Below are 24,373 nucleotides of genomic sequence, written 5' to 3'. Positions count from 1 at the left end.
GCTCGATTCGGAAATCAGCGTAAAACACGCGTGTCAGGCGAATCCCTACGGACTTAAAATCCCTCGGCCGTTATGGCTGTGCGGGTTCGAGTCCCGCCCTGGGCACTTTTCACTAACATTCATCAGCGTTCGCGGCTCATCGTTTTGCCGTTTTTTCTGCGATGCCATCGAATTGTCGGCAGTGGCTTTTCGGCTTCTTCCGTTTCGCCGTCGTTCATCGTCATTGCGACGCTTGCCGTCCCGTTGGGATACAAATGGGAAACAATCCTCGGTACCAGTAGCAGAGAATTCACCCTTGTTCTCGTCCGCAATTACCTCGGTTGCGGCAATGATCGCGGGCACGGCGGTTAGGTCCGCGTTCGCGGTAACGGCGGCAGCCTCGGCACCAGCGATTAAATGCCCATAGGTGTCCATTGTCAGTGTGATCGAGCAATGACGCATGACCGATTGAATCACTTTCGCCTCAACGCCCCGCATCGCCAACCACGCCCCACATGAGTGCCGAAGTGCGTGGAAGTCGAGAGTTTCTCCGGCTTCGTTTTGGGGTGTCAGGAATAGCGATTCCTCGCGATTGGCACGTTCATCGGGATCGTCTGCGTCTCGCAACCAAAGTACCCTGGCGTTGCTCAGATCAGCCCGCAGCATGTTCGCCATGAAGTATTCGGTCGGCAGAGCAAATGCAGCGGCCATAGGTGTCTTGGTCGAAAGGTGCGCAGCCAGATCGGCAGCCAAAACCGGGTCAACGTATTGGTGAGCGGTTTGTTTGTTCTTGGTCGATTTCGATGCCACTTTGACGAATGGGCGTTTCCCATCAAGGTGGAAGTGACCGCGCCCAAGACTACGTAACTCGCTTGAACGTAAACCCGTCTGAACAGCAAGGCGGTAAATCAATTGCCGGTCGATCGGCGGGCATCCCCGGAAGTCATCCCCCGCAGCGGTCCCGGCCATTAACCACCGCCATTCAGTGGGAAGCAACATCCGACGTTCACGTCGTCGATCGGCGTTCGGGTTCGGCTTGGAAACGGACGCGAACGGATCGCGATCCAACTTGTCGTGCTTCACCAGCCACGACGAAAAAGATTTCAACGAAGTCAGGCGGGCTTGAATTGTCCTTGCAGCCATATCGTCATCGGCCAACTTTGCGGCCCACTTATTCGCTTGGTCGGCGGTGAAGTCGGCAGGGCAATGACCGTTCGAGAATGCCGCATACTCGCGGATGTGCATCAGTGTCCGGTCGATGTGATCCCTTGATCGACCTGCCGCAACCAACTTGTTTTTGAAGTCGGTTAGATGTGTCTCAATTGGCTTGTTGGCCTCGGTCGCGATCCGATCCGCCATCGGATCAACCAGCCCATGAAACCGCACAGCTGCATCCGATTTCAGCTTCGTCAGTATTTGCTCAGCCGTTCGCTTGTCGGGTGTCCGCGTGGATACCGTCCGCTTGCGAGTCCGACCGTTGGGAAGCGTTTCGGTCCATGTCGCATAGAAGGGCGCACCCTTGACTGTCGACCGCTTAAAAACTCGTGCCATGTGAATCACCTTTCACGTCACCAATGGATTGAAAAACAACGGCGAGCCGGGTGGTGATGCCCGGTGTTCGGCTCGCGAAGCCTAGCCGTTGCAATGAAAAACCTATCAAAATCTCGGTCTGAAAATGTGAGGGTACTACCCCTGCTCAATATTTGCAGGGTCATCGAATCGCTTCCCCATGAATCAGGGATCGTATTCCATCGAGCCATTGAAATAGCCAATGAAGTCGCATCGGGTCAACGATGCACCGGTGTCACTCCAGACCATTCGCTGGCACGATCCGCATCGAATGCCATCATGTTCATCGACCAAGTTGTGCGAACCACACCAACAGCAAACCAATAATGTCGATGTCGTCGTTGTAAAACTTGGCGATGGTGAAGATGAAGAACCCGAACCAAACAACCCGGTCATCAACGCGGGCACACTGCCCACATCGTGCCCTAAGTGCCGGACGTGCCCCATGTGCCCCGACCCGCCATTGGCAACAGCAATATCAAGTTCGAGATTTCCATCGTTTGAGGGACGATAGGGCACTTCAGGGCATGTAGGGCACTCCCCAGCGGTGTGTACCTGTATCACGCATCACCCCCGTCGATATCGAAACCGTAACGCTCGGCAATCGTTGCAACATCCTCCGCAGCCAATCGGTAAACGCGACGACCGTTGCTCTTAAAGGTTCTGAAACCGTATCGCTTCAAGACTCCGGCCACACCCTTTGCAGACCATTTGTCGTCGATGATTTCGTCGTCGATTTCTTTTGCGCGGCGCAATACCTCACCCGCAGTCGGTAGCTGTGTTTCGGTCAAGAGTCGATGCAACGCGGCAACGAAAACGGGATCCGCCTCGGGCGTCACGTCATCAGCGGCGGCAACGGTCATCGCCTGGGCATGGTTGCCCATGAAGCGAACCAGATCAGCGTCGCCAGTATCGGCAGCGATCCGCAATAAGGGGCCCCACAACTCAGCGTCACGATTCGCAAGCCCGGTCGGCGGCGTAGTTTGGTTCAGGGCATTGAAACCATGATCCAGTGCCCAGCAGTGCAACGCATCCCGCACAGCGGCAGCATCATGCCGGTCATCGATGTCACGGCTAACCTGGGGATCAGTCTTCCCCGCTCGCGTCATGCGAACCGTGAGGCAACGCGACGACAACGCAGGCGGCAAACCTTTGATGCACCCGATAACGACCGGGCCATATACATCGAACCAGACGGGCCGAAAAACATCACCAACCTTTTCAAGGCGGCTTGCTCGCCCACCACGCCGATAACCACTCAACAGCACAGAAAGCAATTCTCCCACGTCGGGTGATTTCGTATCACGCAATCGCTCAGCTTCATCGAATAGCAGAACACCACCAAAGGCATGTCGAGTGCGAAACAGCGTTGGAGCGGTCGCGTTCGACGTCGCCATCGGGCGAAAGACCAAACGTGATAGAACATCCATCGCTCGCGTTTTGCCCGAATTAGGCGGGCCAGCCAAATACAGAAATGGCACGGCAGGGAGTGCCGGATAAACGTAGGTCATCATCACCCAAGTCGATAGCGTCAAACCATGACCGACACCGTCATCTGGCAGCACGAGGTAGCGGTCGATCCAATCGGCAACCAGCCGCAAAGTTTCTGCGGTCGTCGTGGATGTCGCACCCGCAAGCCACGCACGGCGCGAACCGATCGACCATCGGCACCAGTCGCGAACGTCCGCCGGTATCGGATCAGCGGGCAGGGGCGACAGCCAGACGTCACCACTGGGAGTCGCTAACGGTGACGTCAGTTTCTCACAATACCGATCCGAACCACGGCGGACCATGTGTAGCCACTCGCCCTCAGGTAGTCCATCACGTTCCACCAGACGGGGAATCGCAATTGCGGACACGTCAGACGTCAGGATCAATTCAGGCCGAACCAGACGGCTTGCGTCCATTTCGTCGACGTCCAGCAACGTCGGCGATGTCGATGGCGCCGGGTGTGCGACCGAATCGGTGTCATCTTCAAGGGGTGTTCGATCGTTACTCATGGTCGGCCTCCCTCAAGCAAATCAGCGGCGGTCATCAGGCCAATGTCTTTGGCGATTCGTTCAGCGGTCTCACGACGGCGATCATCGACAAACGCCCGCAAGTCAGCGACCGAGTACCGCACGGCACGACCAACCCGAAACGACGGTACCGGACCACGGGGGTAGGTGATTTGCCACAGCTTTGTTGGACCGATGCCCAGCATCTTGGCGGCCGCGCGTCGATCGACGGCCAATTGATTTTGTTCCACGTTTCGTTTCCCTGCATTTTGTAGATTTTGGTCATCGACGTGATGACCACGATGCAGAGTCTCAGGGGTGAATCGTCACGGAATTAGTTTCGTGACGGTCGCAGTGAAAGAAAATTTTTTCTTTCGTGGTTTGCCGTGGTGGTTTGTTGTGTTCCGCCAAGTATTTTTTTTCGGAATTGGAAAGGTGATAAAACCGTTTCGGAAGTTTCGTTACGGGGTTTTCGCGTCACGCTTTCGTTTTGCGTTTCTCGCTCGTTTCACTTTATCAAAAGTACCAAAACACCAAGGTTCACCGCTCCCGCGTTTAGCACCGCGATCAACCATCATTTTGTCTATGTCTCGCGGCTTCTTTCCTTCATCATAAAACTGCAACGCGTCGGTTTCATCTTTTGACAATGGCTTTCCGCTCCCCTCCGGTCGTCCGCCATTTCGTCTCTTGGCAGTGGCAAGGGCATCGATCAGCGATACGCACCCGTCAAGGATGTCATCGGGCATCGCATTGGCGGACTTGCCAGCCATCACGTTTACCACGCCAGCGGCTCGGCAGATCATCGCGATTGATTCGGCTTCATCGCTGTAGGCAACGCCGATCAGGTTGCCGTCACGATTGTCTCGGCGGCAGCATTGCACCGATTTCGTGATGTAGCTGCACCACTGTGATATCGCCACCGCCGTCACCGTGATCGGTGCCGGGATCCCATTCGGCCAATCTCGAGGTAGCCAGTCGATTCGCTTGTCATGTGGTAAGTCGCTCTTGGAGCGTCCGAGAAGCTTGCTGACCACGTTGGTCTTGCTTGGATTGTGCGTCCATCCTTGCAATCCGTCAGGCCGAAAGTAATCCAATTGCACCAATAGCGGCCACTGCTCTAAATCGCTCATTCGAAACCCCATGTGTAAAGAAGCCATCGCAACGCCGTGCATGGGGTCACGGTCGCTACGATGACGGTTGAATCGCGGGGGATCAGACCCGCTTTATAGGGTTATTTAAGCGATGTCCCTGACACGATGGCATGGCACTCTGTAGAGGGGTGCGTTATGTTGAGTGTCGCGACCTCCGGCAACTATGTAACTATCCTCAGGCGATCAATGGGGACGGTACGGGCACCCCACAGACAGTTCGTTTTGGCTTACCAATCACCGCGCGGTGTGTAGACCTGCTGTCCCGAATCACCATCGTATCCACCTGAACGGGAGCGTTCTTTCCCGCTGACGGAGAATGCCAGGAGACCAGCAAGCAATGCACCGATCACTAAATACAAAACAACCTTATTCGGATCCTTCATATCGTCGTTGACACTCATTTCACTCAGCCTTTCGCTAGTTGGTGGACCTGGAAAGTCGGTTTGTCGCTCACTTCCCAGGTAAAAATGACTTCGCTAATGATAGAAGATCGGCTTGGTCGGTGTTAGCAAGCGTTTTCCAGACCTCGATCAACTCAGTCAACCTCGCGTCATCGGCAGACTTCTCGCAAGCAGACGGATACAAATGGGAAACAACAGCTTCAGAAACATCGTTTTTACCAGTGTTTTCGGCACTGTCCCGGTGACTTAAAATCCCTCGGCCGTTATGGCTGTGCGGGTTCGAGTCCCGCCCTGGGCATTAGCTTTTTCGCGTTTTTAACGTAAAACGCGGTCTCTTCTTAGGTTTTCACACCTCGATCCGCAATTCGCGGCCCGCTGAATCAGAGCCCGCATCAGGTGGCGCCGTAGAATCGGCGGAACAGCTCGTGAACCTGCTCTGCGAGCGCCGCGATCGGCCCTTCGACCACAACGCCAGGGACGAGCTCTTGGATCGGCAAGCAACGGACCGGCGGTGCGGGTGCCTGCAGTGCTTCGAGCCAAGCGGCCAATTGTTGGGACGAGCAGATGTATACGATTCGGCCCAGGCCGACCCAACCATGCGCAGCGGCACACATCGGGCAGTGCTCAGCGGAGGTGAACACGGTCGCGGCCGCACGCGCCTCGCGCGTCATGTTGGCGGCGGCCCAGCGGGCCAATTCGAACTCAGGATGACGTGTCGGGTCGCCCAAACCGACACGGTTGCGATCCTCGGCTAGCTGGGTTCCATCGGCAGCGACTAGCACCGAACCAAACGGCTCGTCCCCGGCCAGCAACGCCTCGGTCGCCAATTCCACGCAGCGCCGCAGGTGCTGCAACTCGGTCTTACTCGTCATGATGAGCTCCTTGAACGCGTTCGTCATTTTGCTTGAGACCCTGCCGCTTGATGAGGGGGGATTCTAAGCGATCGCAGCGATGATGGGCGACAACAACGGTGGGGTGTCTGTGGAAGCCGATTCCGAATAGGCTTCGTTTTTGAGACGATTTTACGCACGTATCGAGATAAGGCCGTTTTTTTGTGACAGAGACTGAAGAGACGGGGGCCGTGACGCGCTCATGGGGATTCTCTCGGCTGTGGGCCGGCATGTTGATCGCATTGATTCTGGTCACGTTCCCATTGTGGCGAGGGGATGAACCGTTACTGCAGATCCCGATGCTGCCGTTTTTGCATTCGTGGTCACCTTGGGGCCAATGGATTCCTTGTCTGACGTTGTTGGCCGCGTGCGCTGCGATCCTGGCATCTGCGGAGGGTGCCCGCCGGTGGTTGTGGTGGATCGTCGCCGCCGCTTTGTGCTTCGCGTTTTTACTCAACCAACACCGCTTGCAACCTTGGGCGTATCAAAGTGCGATCTATGCGGTTGTCTTTGCCACGATGGATCGTGAAACGGCACGGCGATGGCTAATCCCGCTGGCGGCGAGCGTGTATCTGTACAGCGGGCTGGGCAAGATCGATTATCAATTCGCCCATACGGTGGGGCAAAATTTCCTTGCCGCCATCGATTTGCCGGGCGTCGGAAATTTGGCGGATCGGTTCGAGCACAACACGCTGGCGATGATCGCGTTGCTATTGCCGCTGAGTGAAATGTTGATTGGAATCGGATTGCTGATGACTCGAACGCGACGACTCGCGGGCGCGCTGGTGATCGCATTGCACGTGAGTTTGATTGGGATGCTCGGCCCTTGGAACCTCAACCACAGCCATGGCGTGTTGCTTTGGAACGTGCTTTTGATCGTGCAAGCTTGGTTTCTGTTTTTGCAACGGTGTCCCAATCCGATCGATCCCAATCCTTCGAGTGATCCCGGTGATTCGGCAAGCACCGCAGCGTTGTCAGCGACCGTTCCGAAGCTCAATCATTCCATTGGCCAACGTTTCGCAGCGACGCTTGTGATCCTTGCCATCGTCATGCCCGCGACCGAGCGTTGGGGGTATTGGGACCATTGGACTTCATGGGCCCTCTATTCGCCGCACAGCAGTCGCGCGACGGTCGAACTTCACCGCTCCGCACGAGAGCACGTGCCTGCCGAAATGCATCCATTCTTGATCGATGACGACGACGACGGATGGTATCGATTGGAGATGAACTCATGGTCGCTAGATCGATTAACAGTACCGATTTATCCGCAAGCTCGTTTCCAATTGGCGGTGGCGAGTCGGATCGCTCACCAATGCGATTTGCGAAACTCGGTTCGGGTGATCGTCAAAGGCGTCTCGGATCGCCGTAGCGGGCGACGAATTGAGCAGCGTCTGCTGGGCCGCAAGGAGATCGATACGGCTCAGAAGCAATACTGGTTGGCGCGATAGGCTTGCCCATAGCTTCGATCGATATCAACTTCCGCTAATCCTGCTCTTAGCTGCTCAACACTTTTCAATCGTCACGACGGTGTGTTTGAACGATGGGCAATTGCTCGATGCATCGGTCGCGTTCATTGGGATCAGTGGATTCGCTTCGGGAAAGTACATCGCGACACATTGGCGTGGGATCGGATACTCGACGACTTGGAAGTCCTGCAACGTGCGAGTTGCTCCGTCGTGGTGGCTGGTAACCGCAACGGGGTCACGCGAACGCAACCCTCGTTCATTCATGTCCTCGCCGTTCATCATCACCACTCGGCGGGCATTCAAAATGCCGCGATAGCGATCGTGATTGCCATAAATTGTGGTGTTGAATTGGTCATGGCTGCGCACCGTCGTCATCGCAAACTGGCCCGGTTGGATCGTTTGCGGAGGGATCGGGTTGATGGTGAAATTTGCTTTTCCGGTGCTGGTATTGAACTGTCGCTCGCGAGCCGCGTTGGGCAAGTAAAAACCGCCAGGCTGGCGAACTTTTTCGTTGTAGTTCTCACATCCATCGATGACGGCCGCAATGCCGTCACGAATCAAGTCGTAATCGTTTGCCCAATCTTGCCAGGGGTTATTGGCTCGATCGCCCAACGTGGCCGCAGCCATTTCACAGACAATCGCCACCTCGTTGCGTAACTCGGCAGAGGCCGCAGGCAATTTGCCCTGCGAGGATTGAATGACTCCCATCGAATTTTCGGTGGAGGTGAATTGTTTGTTTGCCGGAGTGCCGTCACTCGCCGGTCGAACGTCTTGTTCACTTCGCCCCAAACAAGGCAATATTAACGACTGCCCACCGGCAACGAGATCGGCACGATTTAGCTTGGTGCCGATACGCACATTGAGCCGTGTCCTTGCGAGCCCCTCGGCGGCATAGCGAGTATCCGGCAACGCCATTAAGTAGTTGCCTCCGAGGGAGACAAAAACATCGAGTTCACCTTGGTGCAGCGCGATGGCGGCTCGCTGAGAATCAAAACCGTGTTTGCGAGGCGGATCAAACTCAAATACCGCTTGCAAACGATCTAATAACGCGTCCTTGGGCTGTTCCCAGACGCCCATGGTGCGATCGCCTTGAACGTTGCTGTGCCCGCGAACACAGCACGGCCCCGCACCAGGTTTACCGATCGCGCCACGCAACAGCAACAGGTTCAGCATTTCACAAACGTTCTGGGTTCCGTTGGTATGCTGGGTCACGCCCAAGCACCAACATAAGATGATTCGTTCGGACGCACGAACCCAATCAGCGGCTTGACGCATCGATTCGCGAGTCACGCCGCTGCGAGTCACCAAAGTATCCCAATCGGCACTGCGAAGGTCCGCACACAAATCATCTAAGCCTGCGGCATGCTCATTGACAAAGTCCCAATCGATCACCGAACCGGGATCGGCTTCCTCCCACTCGAGCATTTGTTTCATAATGCCTTTGAACAGTGGAATGTCGCCATTGATTTTGACTTGCAAAAACAAATCGGTTAGCTCGGTGGCGAACCCCAGCATGCCCAGTGCTTCCTGTGGATTCATGAATCCCATCAAGCCAGCTTCGGGCAGCGGGTTGACGGCGATGATTTTGGCTCCATTGCGTTTGGCTTGTTGCAACGCCGCTAATTGTCGAGGATGGTTTGTACCGGGATTTTGTCCGACAACGAAGACCAATTCCGCCTTTTCGAAATCGTCAAGCTTCACGGTTCCTTTGCCGATTCCAATCATTTTCGATAGCGCTCGACCACTCGATTCGTGGCACATGTTCGAGCAGTCGGGTAAGTTGTTCGTGCCAAACTGACGAGCAAACAACTGGTACGAAAAGGCGGCTTCGTTGGTCGCTTTGCCCGAGGTGTAAAAGGCCGCGCGATCGGCAGATTCGAGCGAATTCAATTCCTTGGCGATCAACGCATACGCATCGGACCACGAGATCGGTTCGTAGTGCGTCGCGTTCTCTCGCAGCACCATCGGCTGGGTCAAACGTCCCTGTTGTTCGAGCCAGAAATCGGTGTGTGTGGAGAGTTCACTAACGCTGTGCGCGCGAAAGAATTCAGCGGTGAGTCGACGTGAATCCGCTTCATGGGCAACGGCTTTGGCACCGTTTTCACAGAAATCGAATGTCGGTCGCTTGGCGTCCGAGTCAGGCCAAGCACAGCCGGGACAATCGAAACCTAATTTTTGGTTCAGCTGTAACAGCGGCAAGGTCCCTCGCACCACGCCAGCCTCGCCCCAGGCATAGCGAAAGCTGTTTAAAACGGCCGAGACCCCCGTCGCTTTCTGTTTGACGGGTTTGAGTTTGAGATCATCGTCTGATTTCGCAGGCAACAACCACACCTCACCGTGACTGGTCGGGATCGCGGTGGCAACCACGTTGTTGGTTTGATCTGCGATGGACATCGTGGAGCTCCCGTGGAGGAAATTGATTGGGGACAAATTTCACTGCATTCGCCCCCGCCCTTGAACGGAGCCTAAAGGGCCCGCTGGGCCACTCCGCTCACACATTGGGGGAGTAGTGAACTCAATGGCCCAAACGAATGGTGCGAAGGCATTAACGAGCCGCGATCCGTTGGGCATCGTGGTAGACGTTGTATCGATCTGACTTGGTAAATCCGACGAGCGTCATTCCATGTCGTTGAGCCAGTTCGATTGCCAAGCTCGAAGGCGCTCCCACCGCGACCATGATCGGGATGCCAACGACGAGCGCCTTTTGCACTAACTCGAAACTGATTCGGCCGCTGACAACCAAGATTGACTGGGCAAACACGGTGGCGTCACTCATCCATTGACCGCCGATCAGTTTATCCAACGCATTGTGGCGGCCGACGTCTTCTTCAACTCCTAACAACTGGCCCACGCAATTAAACAATCCGCTGGCATGCAGCCCTCCGGTTTGATCAAACAGCGTCTGAGCCTCGCGCAGTCGCTCGGGTAATCGCCCGAGTAATTCAGCTGGTACTTGCGGGACTGCGGCTTGCAGTGGCGATTGAATCTGGACCGACACTGCTTCGATTGAGGCTTTACCGCAAACACCGCAACTGCTAGAGGTAAAGAAGTGTCGTTGCAGCCGCTGTAAATCGACTGGCAAGCGATCGTGCAATCGCACTCGAACCACCGAACCACTGCGGCAGGGGCGAACCGTCACCACATCGTCACGCGCTGTGACGATTCCCTCGGTGACCAAAAAGCCGACCGCTAACTTCGCATCGGATCCCGGTGTCCGCATCGTAATGGAGATCGAACGATCTTTCTTTTTGCCGTCCACATCGATCACAATTCGGATCTCCAGCGGCTCTTCAATGGCAATCAGGTCCGAGACAACCTCCCCCGCTGCTCCGCGCACTTGTCGGACATCGAATTCCCGTGCGCCGTGTTCATTCGCATGTTGCGTTGCGCTGGGGCGCTGCGTTGTCGGTTGCGAAAGGGGGGAAGGAGTGTTCGATCGCATGGACTGCCTTGAAATAGGTTCGATTTCGCTCTACCGGAACCCTACCTTTAATCTGATTCCCGCGCTCGATTCGGCGTTTCGCAAAACGCCGTGGTCGTGCTGAATCCAAGGAGTTGTGGAGCCGCATTGTGCAGCATCCTGGGCCTCCTAGATCCCCATTTGCTGAAGCATGTCGGCGATCCGGCCGAGCGTGTTGGTCAGTACCGGATGCGATTCTTCGAACCGGCGAGCCGATTCGTTGATTTGGTCACTAAACGAACCCGTTTCCTCTCCGCTCTTATCGAGCACCTCTTGAATCTCCGACATCGTTTGCCGCAAACGGCTGACATCGGCATCATCAAGATCATTGGCTTGCTCCAATTCTTGATGAACAATTTGCAGTGCCGCAAGTAAATCGTCGCGAGTCATTAAACTTCCTTCCAAACGCGTTGAGCCGCACTATCCAAGACCGCATCGCAGACCTTTTGAGTTTCCAAGGCATCACGGAAGCTCGGGTGCATTTGTTCGCCTGTTTCAAGCGACTTGAGGAAATCTGCCACTTGATGAATGAAGGTGTGTTCGTAGCCGATGTTCAATCCCGGCACCCACCAATTGCCCATGTAGGGTTGATCGCCGTCGCTGACATGCACACTGCGCCAACCGCGGACGATCGAGTCATCGTTGTGATCGAAGTACTCGAGCCGATGTAGATCGTGAAGATCCCAACGAATCGAGGCGTTTTCGCCGTTGATTTCAAACGTGTAAAGGGCCTTGTGGCCGCGTGCATAGCGGGTCGACTCGAACAATCCGAGGGATCCGTTATCGAAATGGCACAGGAAGCTGCAGGCATCATCGATTTTGACCGGTTCTTTCTTGCCGGTTTCGGAGTGCATCCGCTCTTTGACAAACGTTTCGGTCATGGCCGAGACATCCTTGATTTGGCCGTTCAGCCACAGGGCGGTATCGATACAGTGGGCGAGCAAATCGCCGGTCACGCCGCTACCGGCCGCTTCGGCATCAAGCCGCCATGTCGCTGCGCCACCCTGAGGCACGTCGGCGTTGATCGTCCAATCTTGCAAGAAGTTTGCACGGTAATGAAAAATTTGGCCCAAGCGACCTTCATCGATCAATTGCTTGGCGAGCGTGACGGCGGGAACACGGCGATAGTTGTACCAAACCATGTTCTTGACGCCGGCCTTTTCGACCGCTTGGCACATCGCTTCGCCATCGGTTTGGTTCATCGCGAGTGGTTTTTCGCAAAGCACCATTTTGCCGGCCTCGGCCGCCGCGATCGAAATCTCTTTGTGCAAGTTGTTAGGGGTGCAGACATCGATTGCATCAATGTCATCACGCTTGAGCAGCTCACGCCAATCGGTCTCTACCGATTCGTAACCCCAAGTGTCTGCGAACGCTTGCGCCTTGTCCTTGTTGCGAGCACAGACGGCTTTCAAAACCGGCTTGTACTCACATGGGAAAAAGTGGTTGGCTTGCGAGTATCCGTTCGAGTGAGTTCGTCCCATGAACCCATATCCAACCATGCCAATGTTAAGCGGCTTCATCGTGTGCGTTTCCTTTGCGTATCGTTAAGTAAGGCCCGTTAAAGTGAGCCTGTTGCGGATGACCTGTGGCGTCGGCCGAGCGAAGCGGTGAGATGTTTAAGCCGATTGCGTTTTGCAATGGGTGTCTCGCACCTTAATCATGGTGTCAAGAATTGTGTTCCAGGTGTTTGGGTCCTCCAGCGTGGCGTTGGGGAACATGCATCCATCCCAGCAAATGTGCTTGATGCCGCGCGCTTCGGCGTCTTTGAGCCAATACCCCGAACACTTGACGATATCCAGTTTACCGTTGGGATCATCCGCCGGGCAATGCTTTCCGGTTTTGTCGTGCGACCCGGCGCCGTGAACATTGCCGTCATTCTGGGCGACGTGAAAGTCGATCGTCCAAGGCCGAAGCTTGTCGGTCATCGTCGTATACGCGGCATCGAACTCATCGTCGCTGTAGCCCTCGTGCAACAGTGCATGCTCCGGGGCGTTGTAACCCATCAAGTACAGATAGGTGTGGGCCAAGTCGGCTTGAAAGCCGAGCGTTTCGGGCATCCCGACCGCTTCGAGCAGATCGAGCATGTCTTTCCAGCTGTGCATTCCGGCCCAGCAAATTTCGCCTTCCGCGGCGAGACGTTCGCCGTGATCGGCCGCGATCTTCGCCGCCTCTTTGAAGGTGCCAGCGATCTTTTGAGTGTTTGCCTGAGGATCCTCACGCCACTTCTCGACCCCAAATTCGGCGCTGTCGATACGAATCACGCCGTATTGGCGAACGCCATGCTCGTTGAAGATGCCCGCGATCCGACATGCCATTTTCACCGCGGAAAGGAACTTCGCTTGTTGGGCGGCATCCCCCATCGCCGAATCTCCGATCGTGCCAGGCCAAATCGGCGCGACCAACGAACCAACGGCCAGCCCTTTGCCGGCAATCAGATCGGCGATCCTGCGGATCTCGTCATCGCTCGCTTCGGGATTGGTGTGCGGCAGAAACAGAAAGTAGTCGATGCCATCGAACTTTTGTCCATTCACTTCTGCGGCGGCGGTCAGGTCGAGCATCTGTTCCAGACTGATCGGTGGCTCTTGCCCCTCGTCGGTACCTTTGCCAACAAGCCCTGGCCACATCGCATTGTGAAGTTTCATCGATTTGATTTCCTAAGAAGGGATTTTGAGGGGGCGCATCGAGCGGTAGCGAAGTGCACCGCACCGGAGATCGGCCACAGCAACGGGCCCGCTGCAATTAGGCCCGCAGCAAAAAGGCCCGCAGCTCGGACTGTGAATTCGACAGTGAGAATGACACTCGATCCTTAGCTGCCGGCTTTTGGCAAATTCTTGTGGGTGTTCGGACCAAAGTACCTTAACCCGACCAGCGGTTCGGTGCCTAGGTTTTCGATCTCGACACCGGCCGTTGCGGCGATATGCGAAATATAAACTTCGTCTGAGGTGTTTTCGCCAAAGCGAATCATTGCTGGCGTTTGCAAATCGAGGGCTCCCATGCGGCCGCGCCCTTGAACCGTAATCCAGCTACTCGCTCCGGGGTCCTGCAGCGTGCACTTCGCACCGGGTTGGATGGTGAGTTCTTTGGCACTGAAAAGTTGTTCACCGTCGACGGTGCCGTAGACGATCCAAAGGTCTTCAAATCCATCACCGCTGCGTGCTTCATCGCGAACCGGTTCGAGATAGTTGCTGTTTTTGAAGTGGGTATCGACATTCTTGTCCCAGTCCAATTGGCCGACGATGAAGTCGAGGTCTTGATGCTTTTCCTCGGGCATATCTTTGACCAGCAACGACCAAGGCACATAGCGGCCTTCGACGATCGATTGGTACATCCCAAACACGTCGCTGCCCCATTGCGGTTCGTAGGTGCACAGCGATCCCGGAGCGTGCAATACGCCCGGCGGAATCAACCATCCGGTTCCTCGCTTCAACCGATAGGCGCGGCTGAGGTCGAGCATTCCATTGTCGCCAGCGTTCCAGTTTTCCAAACAGCGACGAACGTCTTCCTTTTCGGTTCCGGGCTCGAGTCCCATGAACGTGTAGGCAAAGTTATTGTCGACGTTGTTGAGTTGGGGTGGGAAGTAGTAGCTTTCTGGCTTTCCTTCTTGGCCCACCAATTTTGCATCTTCGAAACTTTGATGCATGTGATGGGGAATGGGGCCCATGTTGTCAAAGAATTTTGAATAGACCGGCCAACGATCGTATTTTGAAAAGATCGATTCGCCGACAAGGTCGTTACCGCGTTCGGCGACCGCATCACGAAGCAAGAATTTTTTGCCTTCGAACAACACAAAACTCAGCCCTTCGTGCCAAACCCGACCCTCGTTGGCCGCTTCGGTGGTGCTGCCGAACCAACGCTCGTCGATCCCTCCCCGATCGGCTCCAAATCGATAATAGTCCCCGGGATGCAACTTAATCCGACGTCCGGGGTGTAGGAACGATCGCGGAACCCAGGTGGGGGTGAGTCGCAATAACCCGCCTGCTGCGTCCATGGCCGAGTCCAGAATGCTCGCGACAGAGTCGTCTTGGACCAAGCCATCGTCCAACTTCGCGTTACTCATCGATCGTCGTACCTTTGAATCTTTTAAAGAAAGAGTATGTTCAGACGGGAAACGTGTTCTTCGGTCGTCGATGCAGGTTAAGTGCAGAAGAAAACGCTGCGTGGGCGAATATTACCGCCCTAAATCGGCTCTTGAGGAAAACATGTTTTATTTGGTTCCTCGTCAAGGGGCAAGAACGCCACCGACGAGACCTTCAAAATAGACGATCTTAGTCCTTTCTATCGCTCCTTTAACGCTTCACCGCTCGCGCTTTAAAAGATTCAACGCCATGGCCGACATTGTCGCACTCCGAAATTGGGACCGTCGCGAACAACAAATTGACTGGGACAGCGAATCGCCGCTCACCATGAACGTGGAAACGCGATCCGGCGAAATTAAAACGAGGCACGGCCGATTTGTCGGCGGCGCGTCAGATAATGTCGAAGTGGTGGAAATCGATACGGGCGTGATGCGCGTGCTCGTGCTTCCCACGCGTGGTATGTCGATCTGGAAAATCGAGGCGGAGGGGATCCGTTTTGGCTGGGATTCCCCCGTTTCCGGCCCCGTCCACCCATCGCAGGTGCCCCTGTTTGACCCCAGCGGATTGGGCTGGCTCGAAGGCTTCGATGAATTGGTCGTCCGCTGTGGACTCGAAAGCAACGGAGCTCCTGAATTCGACGAGTCGGGCAAATTGAAGTACCCCTTGCACGGACGGATCGGAAACCTGGCCGCCGACTCGTTGTCGATTGAGTACGACGAGGCATCGGGCCGACTCGAATTGATCGGCGAGATCATTGAGTCGCGTTTGTTCTTCAAACGCCTACGACTCAAAAGCCGGCTGCGCGTGCATGCCGGAACCTACCGCGTGGACTTGCTCGATGATGTCACCAATGAGTTATCGACCCCCGCAACGATGCAACTGCTCTACCACATCAATGTCGGTTCCCCGGTGCTGAAGCCAGGCGCCGTGGTCGAAGCCGCCTGTGAAGTGTTGGCTCCCAGAGACGCTTTGTCGGCAAGCGAAATGGATCAATGGAATCAATGTGGTGAAGCGGAGTCGGGCTATCAAGAGCGAGTCTACTTTGCATCCCTGCTCGGCGACGACTCTAGCGAAACCACCACGATGCTGCGATCGGCGGAAAAGAATCGCGGATTGGCGGTCACCTTCAATGTCGCCAAGCTTCCTCATTTTATCTTCTGGAAGAACACCGGAGCGAAAACCGATGGCTACGTTGTCGGCATGGAACCGGCAACGAACTTTCCGAACACACGCTCGTTTGAAACCGAGCAGGGCCGAGTGGTGACGATCGAGCCAGCCGATACGGCATCGTTCCGCGTCTCGTTGGAAGTGTTGACCGATGAAGCGGCGGTTGACAAAGTGAGCAAGCGGATCAAGAGCCTCGGCGAAGAGCAGGCCCCGCTCGTCCACAGTGACCCTCAAACGGGATGGTCCGCGTGAGGGCGTCATGACGGTTTGAGCGTGTCTATTTTTTGTCGTGATACTTCACCATCACGACTTCGCTGAAGCCGGAGTTGAATATCACCTCGTCCATGAAGCTGGTGACCAACATCATCCCGCGACATTGCTCAAACTCGAACGATTCAGGGGTTCCCGGGGCAGGACTGAAACGCGCCAAACGTCCTTGGCCATCATGTGAAACCGAAATTCGCGTGTCCTTTTCGCCCCCCGACACTTTCAAGTGAACGCTCCGTTTGCGAAACGCATCGGACTTTGCCAAGCTTAGCAATTCGTCTTGACTCGCCGAGTCGCCCGCAATCGCTTTGCCGATCATCGGATCTTCGTCGCTAAGTTCTAAATTGCCATAACACATTGCATTGAACAACGCGCTTGCAACCGCAAATCCGATGCGGATCCGCTCGGTCATGTTCAATTTACCCGATGCCGCCAACGCTTGAATTACAATTTGAGTCACCGGATTGATCGACTCAATCGAATTGCTGAGTTTGAAATAGAACTCCGGTGAATGTAGTTGTCCTGCAAAGGACTGTGAAAAGCGATCGCTTCCGGAAAAGGCAACCGCTTGTCGCACCACGAGGTTGAGCAAAACATTGAGCGAATTTTTGGGGACAAAATTCACCGCCCCCAAGGCAAGCGCATCTACCGCCAAATCCTCCGAGCCTCGCGCGGTCACCACCACGGCAGGAATCTGGGGGTAATCGGAGATCAGCGTGCGAACCAACTCCACCCCGTTCATGTTGGGCATCCGCAAATCGGTGACGACAAGCTCGGGGAGTTGGTCTGCAAGCCAATCGATCGCTTGCCGCCCATCTTCGACGCAATGCACTTGATGGGCGTCTTCTTCGAGCAGCGTTTGCATCAGGAGCGTATGAGTCGGACTATCTTCGCAGAGCAGAATCGAAGCCATGGTTAACCCGTCATTGAGGTGAAACCGGACGCGAGGCGTGATCACCAAGTTGGTTGGTGGGTCGAGCTAACAACGAATTGCGAGCAATCTGTTAGGTAAGACTGGCCGACTAGGTAGGGCAATCCGCTCGGTAGGACTGTCCTGCCAACGAGGCACGCTCGAACTCTATTTTAGACGAACCCCGTCTCCGGTGTGGGAGCGGCGCGGGCAAAGTCGCCGCTGATTTTGCGTTCGCAGCCACCCACGATGCCGCGAAATCAATGACCGGATCAACCGAAAACTCAAGTTTTCGGCCGTGGGATCAGCCTTTGGCGCGGCCGCGAGGCCCAAGTCGACCGAACATGCGGTCGAGTTCGTCGCGACTGAAGAACAACGCGGTGGGGCGACCGTGAGGACAATGGTGCGTGTCCTGATACAAATCTCGCTGTTCCAACAGACTGGTGATCTCCTCTCTCGTTAACGGGTCGCCCGCTTTCACCGCGGCCTTGCAAGCGATCGTGCTCAGCAAATGGTTCAGCAAATCTTGGGCGTCGGGCTCTTTCCCGGCCGACATCACCGATTCCAAAACGGTACGCAACATATCACCCGGCGACATCCGCTTGAGCATCGCGGGGTACGATTGGATCAAGATCGTCTCACCACCAAAATCCTCGATGTCGATTCCGATCCTCGTTAGCGTTTCTTTCGAGTCCAACGCGGCGGTACGCTCCGAAGGCGTCAGCGACACCGGCTCGGGAACCAATAGCCGTTGCGATTCAAGGCGACCGGAGCCGCCGAGCACTTTGTCTTTGACTCGCTCGTACAACACTCGCTCGTGGAGCGCGTGTTGGTCGATCACCACCATTCCCTTTTCGTCTTGAGTGACCAAGTAGCGGTTGTGAACTTGAAATCCGAGGTAACAAACCGTTGGGTTGCCATCTTCGGCCGCAGACGCTGTCGGGGCGGAGTCCCAGGGGGCGAGTTCGCTCGCTTCGCCGCCCATCGACTCGCCGCTTGCCGGCGCACCATCGAGCGGGGCCGCGGGCACGGCCCCCATCGCCGTATCGCCGCCATTGGCGGTACCGGCTGGGGTCCAGTCGCTTGTTGGGGGGGCCGAAAGCGGAGTGGAACTGGGGTAGGGACGGAACCCAGGCACGGACAACGAGGGCATCGATTGCACCGAGCTTGCAGCCACCGGGTTGTGTTCCCCCGTTCGCGCCCACTGGATCACTTCTTGTCGCTGTTCGGCTTCGATTTGCTTAGGTAGCCCTAGCACGCTTTCGCCTGCGGTCACCACGTCGTTGCTGGCGCTACCGCCACCGCTGATGTCGCCGCTCGTTTGCGGCGTTGACGCGGGGCCGACGCGATGCGTCATGTTGGTTTTTAAGAATTGATAACGCAGCGTTTGCAGCAATCGACCGTAGACACGACCGCCATCGGTGAAACGGACTTCCAATTTAGTCGGATGCACGTTGACATCGACCATGTCCGCTGGCATTTCCATTCGTAGGAAGCAAACCGGATGTCGCCCGACCATCAACAAACCGCGATAGGCCTCGGTCAATGCATGTTGCAATGAGCGATCACGGATATGTCGCCCGTTGAGGAACATGTACTGCATGCGATTGTTGCCACGGCTGACCGAGGGGTCGCACGCATAACCGCTGACACGAATTTGCGAATCATCACTTTCAATCGGGATCAACGCATCCGCGATCTCGCCGCCAAAGAACTCTGCGATTCGGTCGGACCAGCGAGTCGTTGGCGCCAAGTCATAAAGGGTCTTGTCGTTGGATGTCAGCACAAAATGGATTTGGGGATTGGCCAGGGCAATGCGTGTAAACGCCTCGACGATATGGCCTCGCTCGGTTTGTGCTGTTTTCAAAAATCGATGGCGTACCGGCGTATTGAAAAACAGGTTGCGAATCTCCATCACTGTGCCGACCGGGCATCCGCACGGGGTGGGCGATTCCACCACACCGCCACGCACATTTAATTCAGAACCACAATCGCTATCCACGGTGCGGCTACGAATGGTCAATTGCGAAACGCTGCCGATCGATGCCAAGGCTTCACCCCGGAACCCGAGCGTGTGCACGTGGAATAACGATTCCTCGTCCGGCAGTTTGCTGGTCGCGTGGCTGGCCACGGCGAGCGGCAATTGCTCGTTGGTCATCCCGCAACCATCGTCGCTGATCCGAATCAGCTCGGTGCCGCCCCCATTGATCGTCACCTCGATGCGAAAGGCGCCCGCATCGACGCTGTTTTCCAGCAATTCTTTGACGACCGACGCGGGCCGTTCGATGACTTCGCCCGCGGCGATCTTATTGACAAGATTGGGGGGTAATTGGCGAATGGTCGGCAGCGGTTTGGCTATTGCAGTCATGCTTACGAATGTACCGTTTTACTCAAAATCAACAACCGAAAAACCGCTCCTAAGCGACCGGAGGCGTGAAGTTGGGCAAGAGATGTTCGCCCGGGGGAAGGGGATTCCCCTGGGCGAAGTTTAACGATCATACTCGTCGCAAGCGCGTTACCGCTGTGTCTTAGCGTACCACCAGCAGCATCCGCGAGTTGCCGCGGCGGACGACCAATCGCAAGGGTTGTTGCTGTTTTTGCGATTCCGCCAAAATCATCGACAATTGATCGACCGAGGAGACTTGGATGTTCGCCGCCGATTCAATCACATCGCCCACTTGCAACTCGCCTTGCGCTGCAACGCTGCCATCCTCGACGCTGGTCACGATCAAGCCGCTTCGCAGCTCTTCGTAGCCGTACTCGCGGGCGGTTTCCGGAGTGACGGGGACTAGATCCGCACCGAAGATCGAGCCCGCACCGAACATGGCCATGGCCGCATCGGTGCGTTCCTGCAATTGGACCGTGACTTGCGATTTCTCTCCGTTGCGGATGATTCCCATTTCCACGGCGGCTCCCGGTGGACGGCTGGCAATGTAGTTTCGCAATTGCGTTCCCGAGCGGACCGGACGGCCGTCGAGCGTCGTCACCACGTCGCCCGGTTGCAGCCCTGCCTTGGCCGCGGGCTGGTTTTCCAATAACCCACCAATCAATGCCCCCGAGTTGACCGAAAGGTTGAATTTGCGGACGCTCTCGGGAGTCACATCGACCACCTGGGCGCCCAGGAAACCACGCCGCACTTGGCCCGATTCAATGATCGATTCGAGCACGGGTTTGGCCAGCGAAACGGGAATCGCAAAACCAATCCCTGCGCTTGCGCCACTGCGGGACAGGATCGCGGTATTGATGCCCACGAGTTCGCCTTGCAAATTCACCAGCGGGCCACCCGAGTTACCGGGGTTGATCGCCGCATCGGTCTGCAAAAAATCTTCGAAACCGTTTCCGTCATCGACGATGCCTTGCACGCGGTTCTTTCCGCTGATGATTCCCGCAGTAACGGTTTGATCCAATCCAAATGGGCTGCCGATCGCCAAGACCCAATCGCCCACACGGATATCGTCCGAGCTTCCCAGCAATACCGGTTGCAACCCATCCAGGTCGATCTTGATCACGGCCAAATCGGTTTGCGGGTCGGTACCGACCATTTCCCCTTGAACGATTCGCCCATCGCTGAGTTGGACTTTGATCTCGTCAGCACCCTCCACCACATGGTTGTTGGTCAACACGTAGCCGTCCTTGCGAACGATCACGCCGCTGCCCATTCCTTCCGACTCACGCTGTTGTGGGGCTTGGGGGCGGTAACCGAAAAAGTCTTCGAAACCCGGCGGCAACGCTCGGCGTTGACTCTGGCGACCGCGAATCATTTGTGTTTGCTTGGTGCTGATACTGACGACGCTGGGCCGCAACGATTCGGCAACATTGCGAAACGAGAGTGAGAGGTCTTGTGCTGTATCAAGGTGTTGGCCTTGAATCGGCGCACCTGGTTGATCTTGCGCATGAATGTCGCGTTGCAGCGACTCTGGCAAAGTCAAAACGACCACCGTCAACAGCGAACCAAAGAACATTGCTCCCAACGCAACGCTTGTTCGCTTCCAGAAATTGTCCATCAAGGTCACTCCCTATACAGTCAGGTCAGTAAATCGTATTTAAAAATGGGTCTTAGCAAATCGGAGACGCGTTTCCAATCGCTGATTACGTTTCCGCCATTGGCGGAAACCGATTTCGAGATTTGTGATCGGGCACCCACGCTTCATCCCCAATCCGTCATCCCCCAGTCTCCTTTTTACAATCCATTTGTAAGCCATTCACCCTGGGCGGCGTCTCTCACTCTTTCTCGTGTCTCTTTCCCAAGTCTCTCTCTTCTCGTGCTCGTGAGGATCTTGCTCGCGCGGCTTTCGCTCACGGTACGCCCCCGCCACCGGAACGGGACGACACACACCCCAGACACCGTCGTTTCGCGAGAAATTTCGTGCGTTCGAGGCGACAAACTTAGTCCCGCCATCCACTCTAGACGGCCCCCTTTTCCCAAAGTAGTGCGGCGTCATTCATGACGATGGTGCCCGGGCGTGGGCGCGCGATTCCTAGAGTGCAAACGATAGGCCAAAATCCGCTTCTTTCCTCGTTCGTGCTGGACATTTCTGGATCACAATCTGCTAGGCTATTGGGCAAACGATCGTAAGCAAGGAGCTAATAAAATCGTATGCGAGATACTTTGACGGTCATCTTGGCCGGGGGGCGCGGTTCGCGTTTGGAGCCGTTGACGCGGGATAGAGCAAAGCCTGCGGTGCCATTCGGCGGGTTGTATCGAATCATCGACTTTGTGCTAAGCAATGCGCTCAACAGCGGCATGCGGCGAATGTTGTTATTGACTCAATATAAGGCTCAGTCGCTCGACCGTCACATCAACTTGGCGTGGCGTAATTACTTCTGCCGCGAGCTCGGCGAGTTCATCGACGTGGTCCCGCCGCAGCAGCGGATCGACAACAATTGGTACCAAGGCACCGCCGACGCCGTTTACCAAAACATCTACGCGATCGAGAGTGAACAACCCAAGGACGTGGTCATCTTGGCGGGGGACCACATCTACAAGATGAACTACAAGCCGATGGTCGAATTCCATCGCAAAATGGGGGCTGATATTACGATCGGGGCGCTTCGCGTCAGTCGTGACGAGGCGAAGCAATTCGGAGTCATGCAAGTCGACTTGGACAACCGCTTGACCGGATTTCAAGAAAAACCGTCTGATCCGATCTCCACTCCCGATGATCCCGATGTTTGTCTCGCATCGATGGGGATCTATGTCTTCAACGCACGGTTCCTTTTTGAACAATTGTGCGATGATGCAACGCGGACCGATAGCGACCATGACTTCGGTAAAAACATCATTCCTGCGGCGATTCAAGACCACGCCGTTTATGCCTTCCCATTCTTGGACGAGAACCGCAAACGTGACGCCTACTGGCGCGACGTCGGCACGATCGATGCCTACTACGAAGCCAATATGGACCTCGTCGGTGTCGATCCGTTGTTGAATTTGTACGACCAACATTGGCCGATTCGTTCCTTTCAACCGATGCTGCCTCCCCCCAAGTTTGTGTTCGGAAGCGAAGGCAACTCATCGCGACGTGGCGAGGCGCTCGATTCGCTGGTCTGCCAAGGGGCGATCCTCAGCGGCGGAAGCGTGGCCCGCAGCATTGTGGGGCCCAACGTTCGTATCAACAGCTACGCACACGTCGAGGACAGCATCCTCTTCGAAGGGGTCGAAGTTGGGCGTCGATGTCGTCTGCGCCGCGTGATCGTTGACAAGGGAGTCCGCATCCCTCCCGAAACCGAAATCGGTTATGATCCGGCGGCCGATGCGGCCCGTGGCTTCACGGTGACCGATAGCGGGTTGGTCGTGATCGCACGAGGAGAACAGCTCGAGTCCTCGCAAACGCCGGATATTGCACACTCCTAACGATGCACTCCGGGGGGCACAACGCGTTCTCAAAGTCCATTCGCAGGCGTGAGCTTGCGACACCGACGACACAAACGCCACCACGCAAGTCGCTAGCGGACGCGGCCGGTGGTGGCGATTTTCATTTCATCCCGTTCGCGATAAACGCATCCTCCTCCTCTCGTCCACTATATTGGACACCAGCGTATCAATGAAGAAATCATGACGGGAAACCTAATCCTAACCTTGGTCGGAATTGCTTCGGGCCTTGTACTGCTCGCGGTCGGTCTGGCATTGGGTTTTCGATTCGGACGCAAACAGAGTCAAATGGCGGGGGAGGCGATGTCTAAAAACGACCGCGAACGCGTCCTGCAAATGCTGCACGAATTGGGGGCGTGGACCAACGAGTACTCGGGCAGTGTCTCGCAATACCAGGATCGTTTGGGCGAACTGAGCAGCGCGGTGCGGATCGATGCCAAGTCGAATCAAGCCGCCCCCAAAATCGTCGCCTTGCTGAAGCAGATTATGGACAGCAACGAGCAATTGCAAACGCGACTCGAGTCTGCCGAGCGTCAGCTCGATAAGCAAACCAAGCAAATCGAAAGCTACTTGACCGAAGCACGCACCGACGCGCTAACCGGCTTGTACAACCGCCGGGCCTTCGATCAGAAGCTCGATGAACTGTTCTTGGCCTTTCGCAATGGTGGCCGCTCGTTCTCGCTCGCCTTGGTCGACATCGATCACTTTAAAAACTTTAACGATACTCATGGGCATCAAGTCGGTGACCAGGTGCTTCAGCAAGTTGCCAAGATCCTTCGCGTGGAACTCGACGATGCGGTGATTGTGACTCGCTTTGGTGGTGAAGAGTTTGCGATTTTGATGACTCGGCCACTTAAGTTTGCCGCTGAAAAGATGAACCAAGTTCGCAAGACGATGGCGTCGCATCCCATGGATGTTGGAAGCCAGTCGTTGACGATTGCGATTAGCGTCGGTTTGAGCGAACCGCGAGACGATCTTGTCGCCAGCCCCGTCGTGCGCCGTGCTGATGAAGCGCTGTACACCGCCAAAAACTTTGGTCGCAACCGAGTCTATTACCACGATGGCAAAGCCACCACCCTGGTCGGCGCCCCCGAAGTCGCCAAACGCTAGCCCGTCTACTAGTGTCGTGCGGTGGCTGGTTCGGCCGCGGCGTGATGCTCGTTGCGGC

The 24,373-nt window shown here is 55.8% G+C and carries 20 protein-coding genes; 4 read left to right on the top strand and 16 right to left on the bottom strand.

Annotated features, from left to right (window positions below; all coding sequences use genetic code 11):
- Window positions 1-45: 45 nt before the first annotated feature.
- From Pla52o_RS16145 to Pla52o_RS16120, 7 genes are all read right to left on the bottom strand, one after another.
- A complete protein-coding gene (locus tag Pla52o_RS16145) occupies window positions 46-1,530 on the bottom strand; it encodes a tyrosine-type recombinase/integrase (protein WP_146595608.1) in 1,485 nt (494 codons plus the stop codon).
- Window positions 1,531-1,713: 183 nt separating this feature from the next.
- Window positions 1,714-2,067 (bottom strand): hypothetical protein, encoded by a 354-nt coding sequence (locus Pla52o_RS16140; protein WP_146595607.1) that lies wholly within the window; start codon window positions 2,065-2,067, stop codon window positions 1,714-1,716.
- Window positions 2,068-2,108: 41 nt separating this feature from the next.
- Window positions 2,109-3,548: a DUF3631 domain-containing protein gene (locus Pla52o_RS16135; protein ID WP_146595606.1), complete on the bottom strand. Its 1,440-nt coding sequence runs from the start codon at window positions 3,546-3,548 to the stop codon at window positions 2,109-2,111.
- The gene (locus tag Pla52o_RS16130; RefSeq protein WP_146595605.1) at window positions 3,545-3,796 is read right to left on the bottom strand and encodes a helix-turn-helix domain-containing protein; all 252 of its coding nucleotides are present in this window, start codon (window positions 3,794-3,796) and stop codon (window positions 3,545-3,547) included. The genes Pla52o_RS16135 and Pla52o_RS16130 overlap by 4 nt, the downstream gene beginning before the upstream one ends.
- Before the next feature lie 210 nt (window positions 3,797-4,006).
- Entirely contained in the window at window positions 4,007-4,675 is a 669-nt protein-coding gene (locus tag Pla52o_RS16125; RefSeq protein WP_231612396.1) for a hypothetical protein, read from the bottom strand.
- A 248-nt stretch (window positions 4,676-4,923) separates the two neighbouring features.
- On the bottom strand, window positions 4,924-5,097 hold the full coding sequence (locus Pla52o_RS26965; protein WP_197169276.1) for a hypothetical protein: 174 nt from the start codon (window positions 5,095-5,097) through the stop codon (window positions 4,924-4,926).
- A gap of 392 nt (window positions 5,098-5,489) precedes the next feature.
- The gene (locus Pla52o_RS16120; RefSeq protein WP_146595603.1) at window positions 5,490-5,969 is read right to left on the bottom strand and encodes a nucleoside deaminase; all 480 of its coding nucleotides are present in this window, start codon (window positions 5,967-5,969) and stop codon (window positions 5,490-5,492) included.
- Window positions 5,970-6,178: 209 nt separating this feature from the next.
- On the opposite strand from Pla52o_RS16120, the gene Pla52o_RS16115 reads away from it, so the two are divergent.
- Window positions 6,179-7,435, top strand: a complete 1,257-nt coding sequence (locus Pla52o_RS16115; protein ID WP_146595602.1) for a hypothetical protein — start codon at window positions 6,179-6,181, stop codon at window positions 7,433-7,435.
- A 54-nt stretch (window positions 7,436-7,489) separates the two neighbouring features.
- Here Pla52o_RS16115 and Pla52o_RS16110 read toward each other — a convergent pair whose 3' ends face one another.
- The 6 genes from Pla52o_RS16110 to Pla52o_RS16085 all read right to left on the bottom strand — a co-directional run bounded on the left by Pla52o_RS16110 (window position 7,490) and on the right by Pla52o_RS16085 (window position 14,970).
- Window positions 7,490-9,847 (bottom strand): FdhF/YdeP family oxidoreductase, encoded by a 2,358-nt coding sequence (locus Pla52o_RS16110; protein WP_146595601.1) that lies wholly within the window; start codon window positions 9,845-9,847, stop codon window positions 7,490-7,492.
- 151 nt (window positions 9,848-9,998) lie between these two features.
- Window positions 9,999-10,895 carry a formate dehydrogenase accessory sulfurtransferase FdhD gene (fdhD, locus tag Pla52o_RS16105; RefSeq protein ID WP_146595600.1) on the bottom strand — a complete coding sequence of 299 codons (897 nt, stop codon included), beginning with the start codon at window positions 10,893-10,895 and terminating at the stop codon, window positions 9,999-10,001.
- A gap of 147 nt (window positions 10,896-11,042) precedes the next feature.
- Window positions 11,043-11,303 (bottom strand): DUF4404 family protein, encoded by a 261-nt coding sequence (locus Pla52o_RS16100; RefSeq protein WP_146595599.1) that lies wholly within the window; start codon window positions 11,301-11,303, stop codon window positions 11,043-11,045.
- Window positions 11,303-12,433, bottom strand: a complete 1,131-nt coding sequence (locus tag Pla52o_RS16095) for a Gfo/Idh/MocA family protein (protein ID WP_146595598.1) — start codon at window positions 12,431-12,433, stop codon at window positions 11,303-11,305. Before Pla52o_RS16095 ends, Pla52o_RS16100 begins: the two co-directional genes overlap by 1 nt.
- A 96-nt stretch (window positions 12,434-12,529) precedes the next feature.
- Window positions 12,530-13,555: a sugar phosphate isomerase/epimerase family protein gene (locus tag Pla52o_RS16090; RefSeq protein ID WP_146595597.1), complete on the bottom strand. Its 1,026-nt coding sequence runs from the start codon at window positions 13,553-13,555 to the stop codon at window positions 12,530-12,532.
- A 164-nt stretch (window positions 13,556-13,719) separates the two neighbouring features.
- Window positions 13,720-14,970 (bottom strand): hypothetical protein, encoded by a 1,251-nt coding sequence (locus tag Pla52o_RS16085; protein WP_146595596.1) that lies wholly within the window; start codon window positions 14,968-14,970, stop codon window positions 13,720-13,722.
- 268 nt (window positions 14,971-15,238) lie between these two features.
- Between Pla52o_RS16085 and Pla52o_RS16080 the strand changes: the two genes are divergently transcribed.
- On the top strand, window positions 15,239-16,408 hold the full coding sequence (locus Pla52o_RS16080) for an aldose 1-epimerase family protein (RefSeq protein WP_146595595.1): 1,170 nt from the start codon (window positions 15,239-15,241) through the stop codon (window positions 16,406-16,408).
- A 25-nt stretch (window positions 16,409-16,433) separates the two neighbouring features.
- Here the strand turns inward: Pla52o_RS16080 and Pla52o_RS16075 are convergent, their stop codons facing one another.
- From Pla52o_RS16075 to Pla52o_RS16065, 3 genes are all read right to left on the bottom strand, one after another.
- Complete coding sequence (locus Pla52o_RS16075; RefSeq protein WP_146595594.1) at window positions 16,434-17,336, bottom strand: response regulator; 903 nt, start codon at window positions 17,334-17,336, stop codon at window positions 16,434-16,436.
- A gap of 301 nt (window positions 17,337-17,637) precedes the next feature.
- The gene (gene mutL / locus Pla52o_RS16070) at window positions 17,638-19,701 is read right to left on the bottom strand and encodes a DNA mismatch repair endonuclease MutL (protein ID WP_146595593.1); all 2,064 of its coding nucleotides are present in this window, start codon (window positions 19,699-19,701) and stop codon (window positions 17,638-17,640) included.
- 160 nt (window positions 19,702-19,861) lie between these two features.
- Window positions 19,862-21,337 carry a Do family serine endopeptidase gene (locus Pla52o_RS16065; RefSeq protein ID WP_146595592.1) on the bottom strand — a complete coding sequence of 492 codons (1,476 nt, stop codon included), beginning with the start codon at window positions 21,335-21,337 and terminating at the stop codon, window positions 19,862-19,864.
- 593 nt (window positions 21,338-21,930) lie between these two features.
- Here Pla52o_RS16065 and glgC point away from each other — a divergent pair.
- Window positions 21,931-23,187 carry a glucose-1-phosphate adenylyltransferase gene (gene glgC / locus Pla52o_RS16060; RefSeq protein ID WP_146595591.1) on the top strand — a complete coding sequence of 419 codons (1,257 nt, stop codon included), beginning with the start codon at window positions 21,931-21,933 and terminating at the stop codon, window positions 23,185-23,187.
- A gap of 201 nt (window positions 23,188-23,388) precedes the next feature.
- Complete coding sequence (locus Pla52o_RS16055; RefSeq protein ID WP_146595590.1) at window positions 23,389-24,315, top strand: GGDEF domain-containing protein; 927 nt, start codon at window positions 23,389-23,391, stop codon at window positions 24,313-24,315.
- Window positions 24,316-24,373 lie beyond the last annotated feature (58 nt).

The organism is Novipirellula galeiformis (assembly GCF_007860095.1).
GTDB classification, from domain to species: Bacteria; Planctomycetota; Planctomycetia; order Pirellulales; family Pirellulaceae; genus Novipirellula; species Novipirellula galeiformis.
The sequence above is the reverse complement of the archived record's forward strand: the minus strand, read 5'-3'. Positions and strand labels throughout refer to the sequence as shown.

Coding starts and splice junctions, on each gene's coding strand:
- Pla52o_RS16145 (WP_146595608.1), bottom strand. CDS start 1,530: ATGGCACGAGTTTTTAAGCGGTCGACAGTCAAGGGTGCGCCCTTCTAT.
- Pla52o_RS16135 (WP_146595606.1), bottom strand. CDS start 3,548: ATGAGTAACGATCGAACACCCCTTGAAGATGACACCGATTCGGTCGCA.
- Pla52o_RS16125 (WP_231612396.1), bottom strand. CDS start 4,675: ATGAGCGATTTAGAGCAGTGGCCGCTATTGGTGCAATTGGATTACTTT.
- Pla52o_RS26965 (WP_197169276.1), bottom strand. CDS start 5,097: ATGAGTGTCAACGACGATATGAAGGATCCGAATAAGGTTGTTTTGTAT.
- Pla52o_RS16120 (WP_146595603.1), bottom strand. CDS start 5,969: ATGACGAGTAAGACCGAGTTGCAGCACCTGCGGCGCTGCGTGGAATTG.
- Pla52o_RS16110 (WP_146595601.1), bottom strand. CDS start 9,847: ATGTCCATCGCAGATCAAACCAACAACGTGGTTGCCACCGCGATCCCG.
- fdhD (WP_146595600.1), bottom strand. CDS start 10,895: ATGCGATCGAACACTCCTTCCCCCCTTTCGCAACCGACAACGCAGCGC.
- Pla52o_RS16100 (WP_146595599.1), bottom strand. CDS start 11,303: ATGACTCGCGACGATTTACTTGCGGCACTGCAAATTGTTCATCAAGAA.
- Pla52o_RS16095 (WP_146595598.1), bottom strand. CDS start 12,433: ATGAAGCCGCTTAACATTGGCATGGTTGGATATGGGTTCATGGGACGA.
- Pla52o_RS16090 (WP_146595597.1), bottom strand. CDS start 13,555: ATGAAACTTCACAATGCGATGTGGCCAGGGCTTGTTGGCAAAGGTACC.
- Pla52o_RS16085 (WP_146595596.1), bottom strand. CDS start 14,970: ATGAGTAACGCGAAGTTGGACGATGGCTTGGTCCAAGACGACTCTGTC.
- Pla52o_RS16080 (WP_146595595.1), top strand. CDS start 15,239: ATGGCCGACATTGTCGCACTCCGAAATTGGGACCGTCGCGAACAACAA.
- Pla52o_RS16075 (WP_146595594.1), bottom strand. CDS start 17,336: ATGGCTTCGATTCTGCTCTGCGAAGATAGTCCGACTCATACGCTCCTG.
- mutL (WP_146595593.1), bottom strand. CDS start 19,701: ATGACTGCAATAGCCAAACCGCTGCCGACCATTCGCCAATTACCCCCC.
- Pla52o_RS16065 (WP_146595592.1), bottom strand. CDS start 21,337: ATGGACAATTTCTGGAAGCGAACAAGCGTTGCGTTGGGAGCAATGTTC.
- glgC (WP_146595591.1), top strand. CDS start 21,931: ATGCGAGATACTTTGACGGTCATCTTGGCCGGGGGGCGCGGTTCGCGT.
- Pla52o_RS16055 (WP_146595590.1), top strand. CDS start 23,389: ATGACGGGAAACCTAATCCTAACCTTGGTCGGAATTGCTTCGGGCCTT.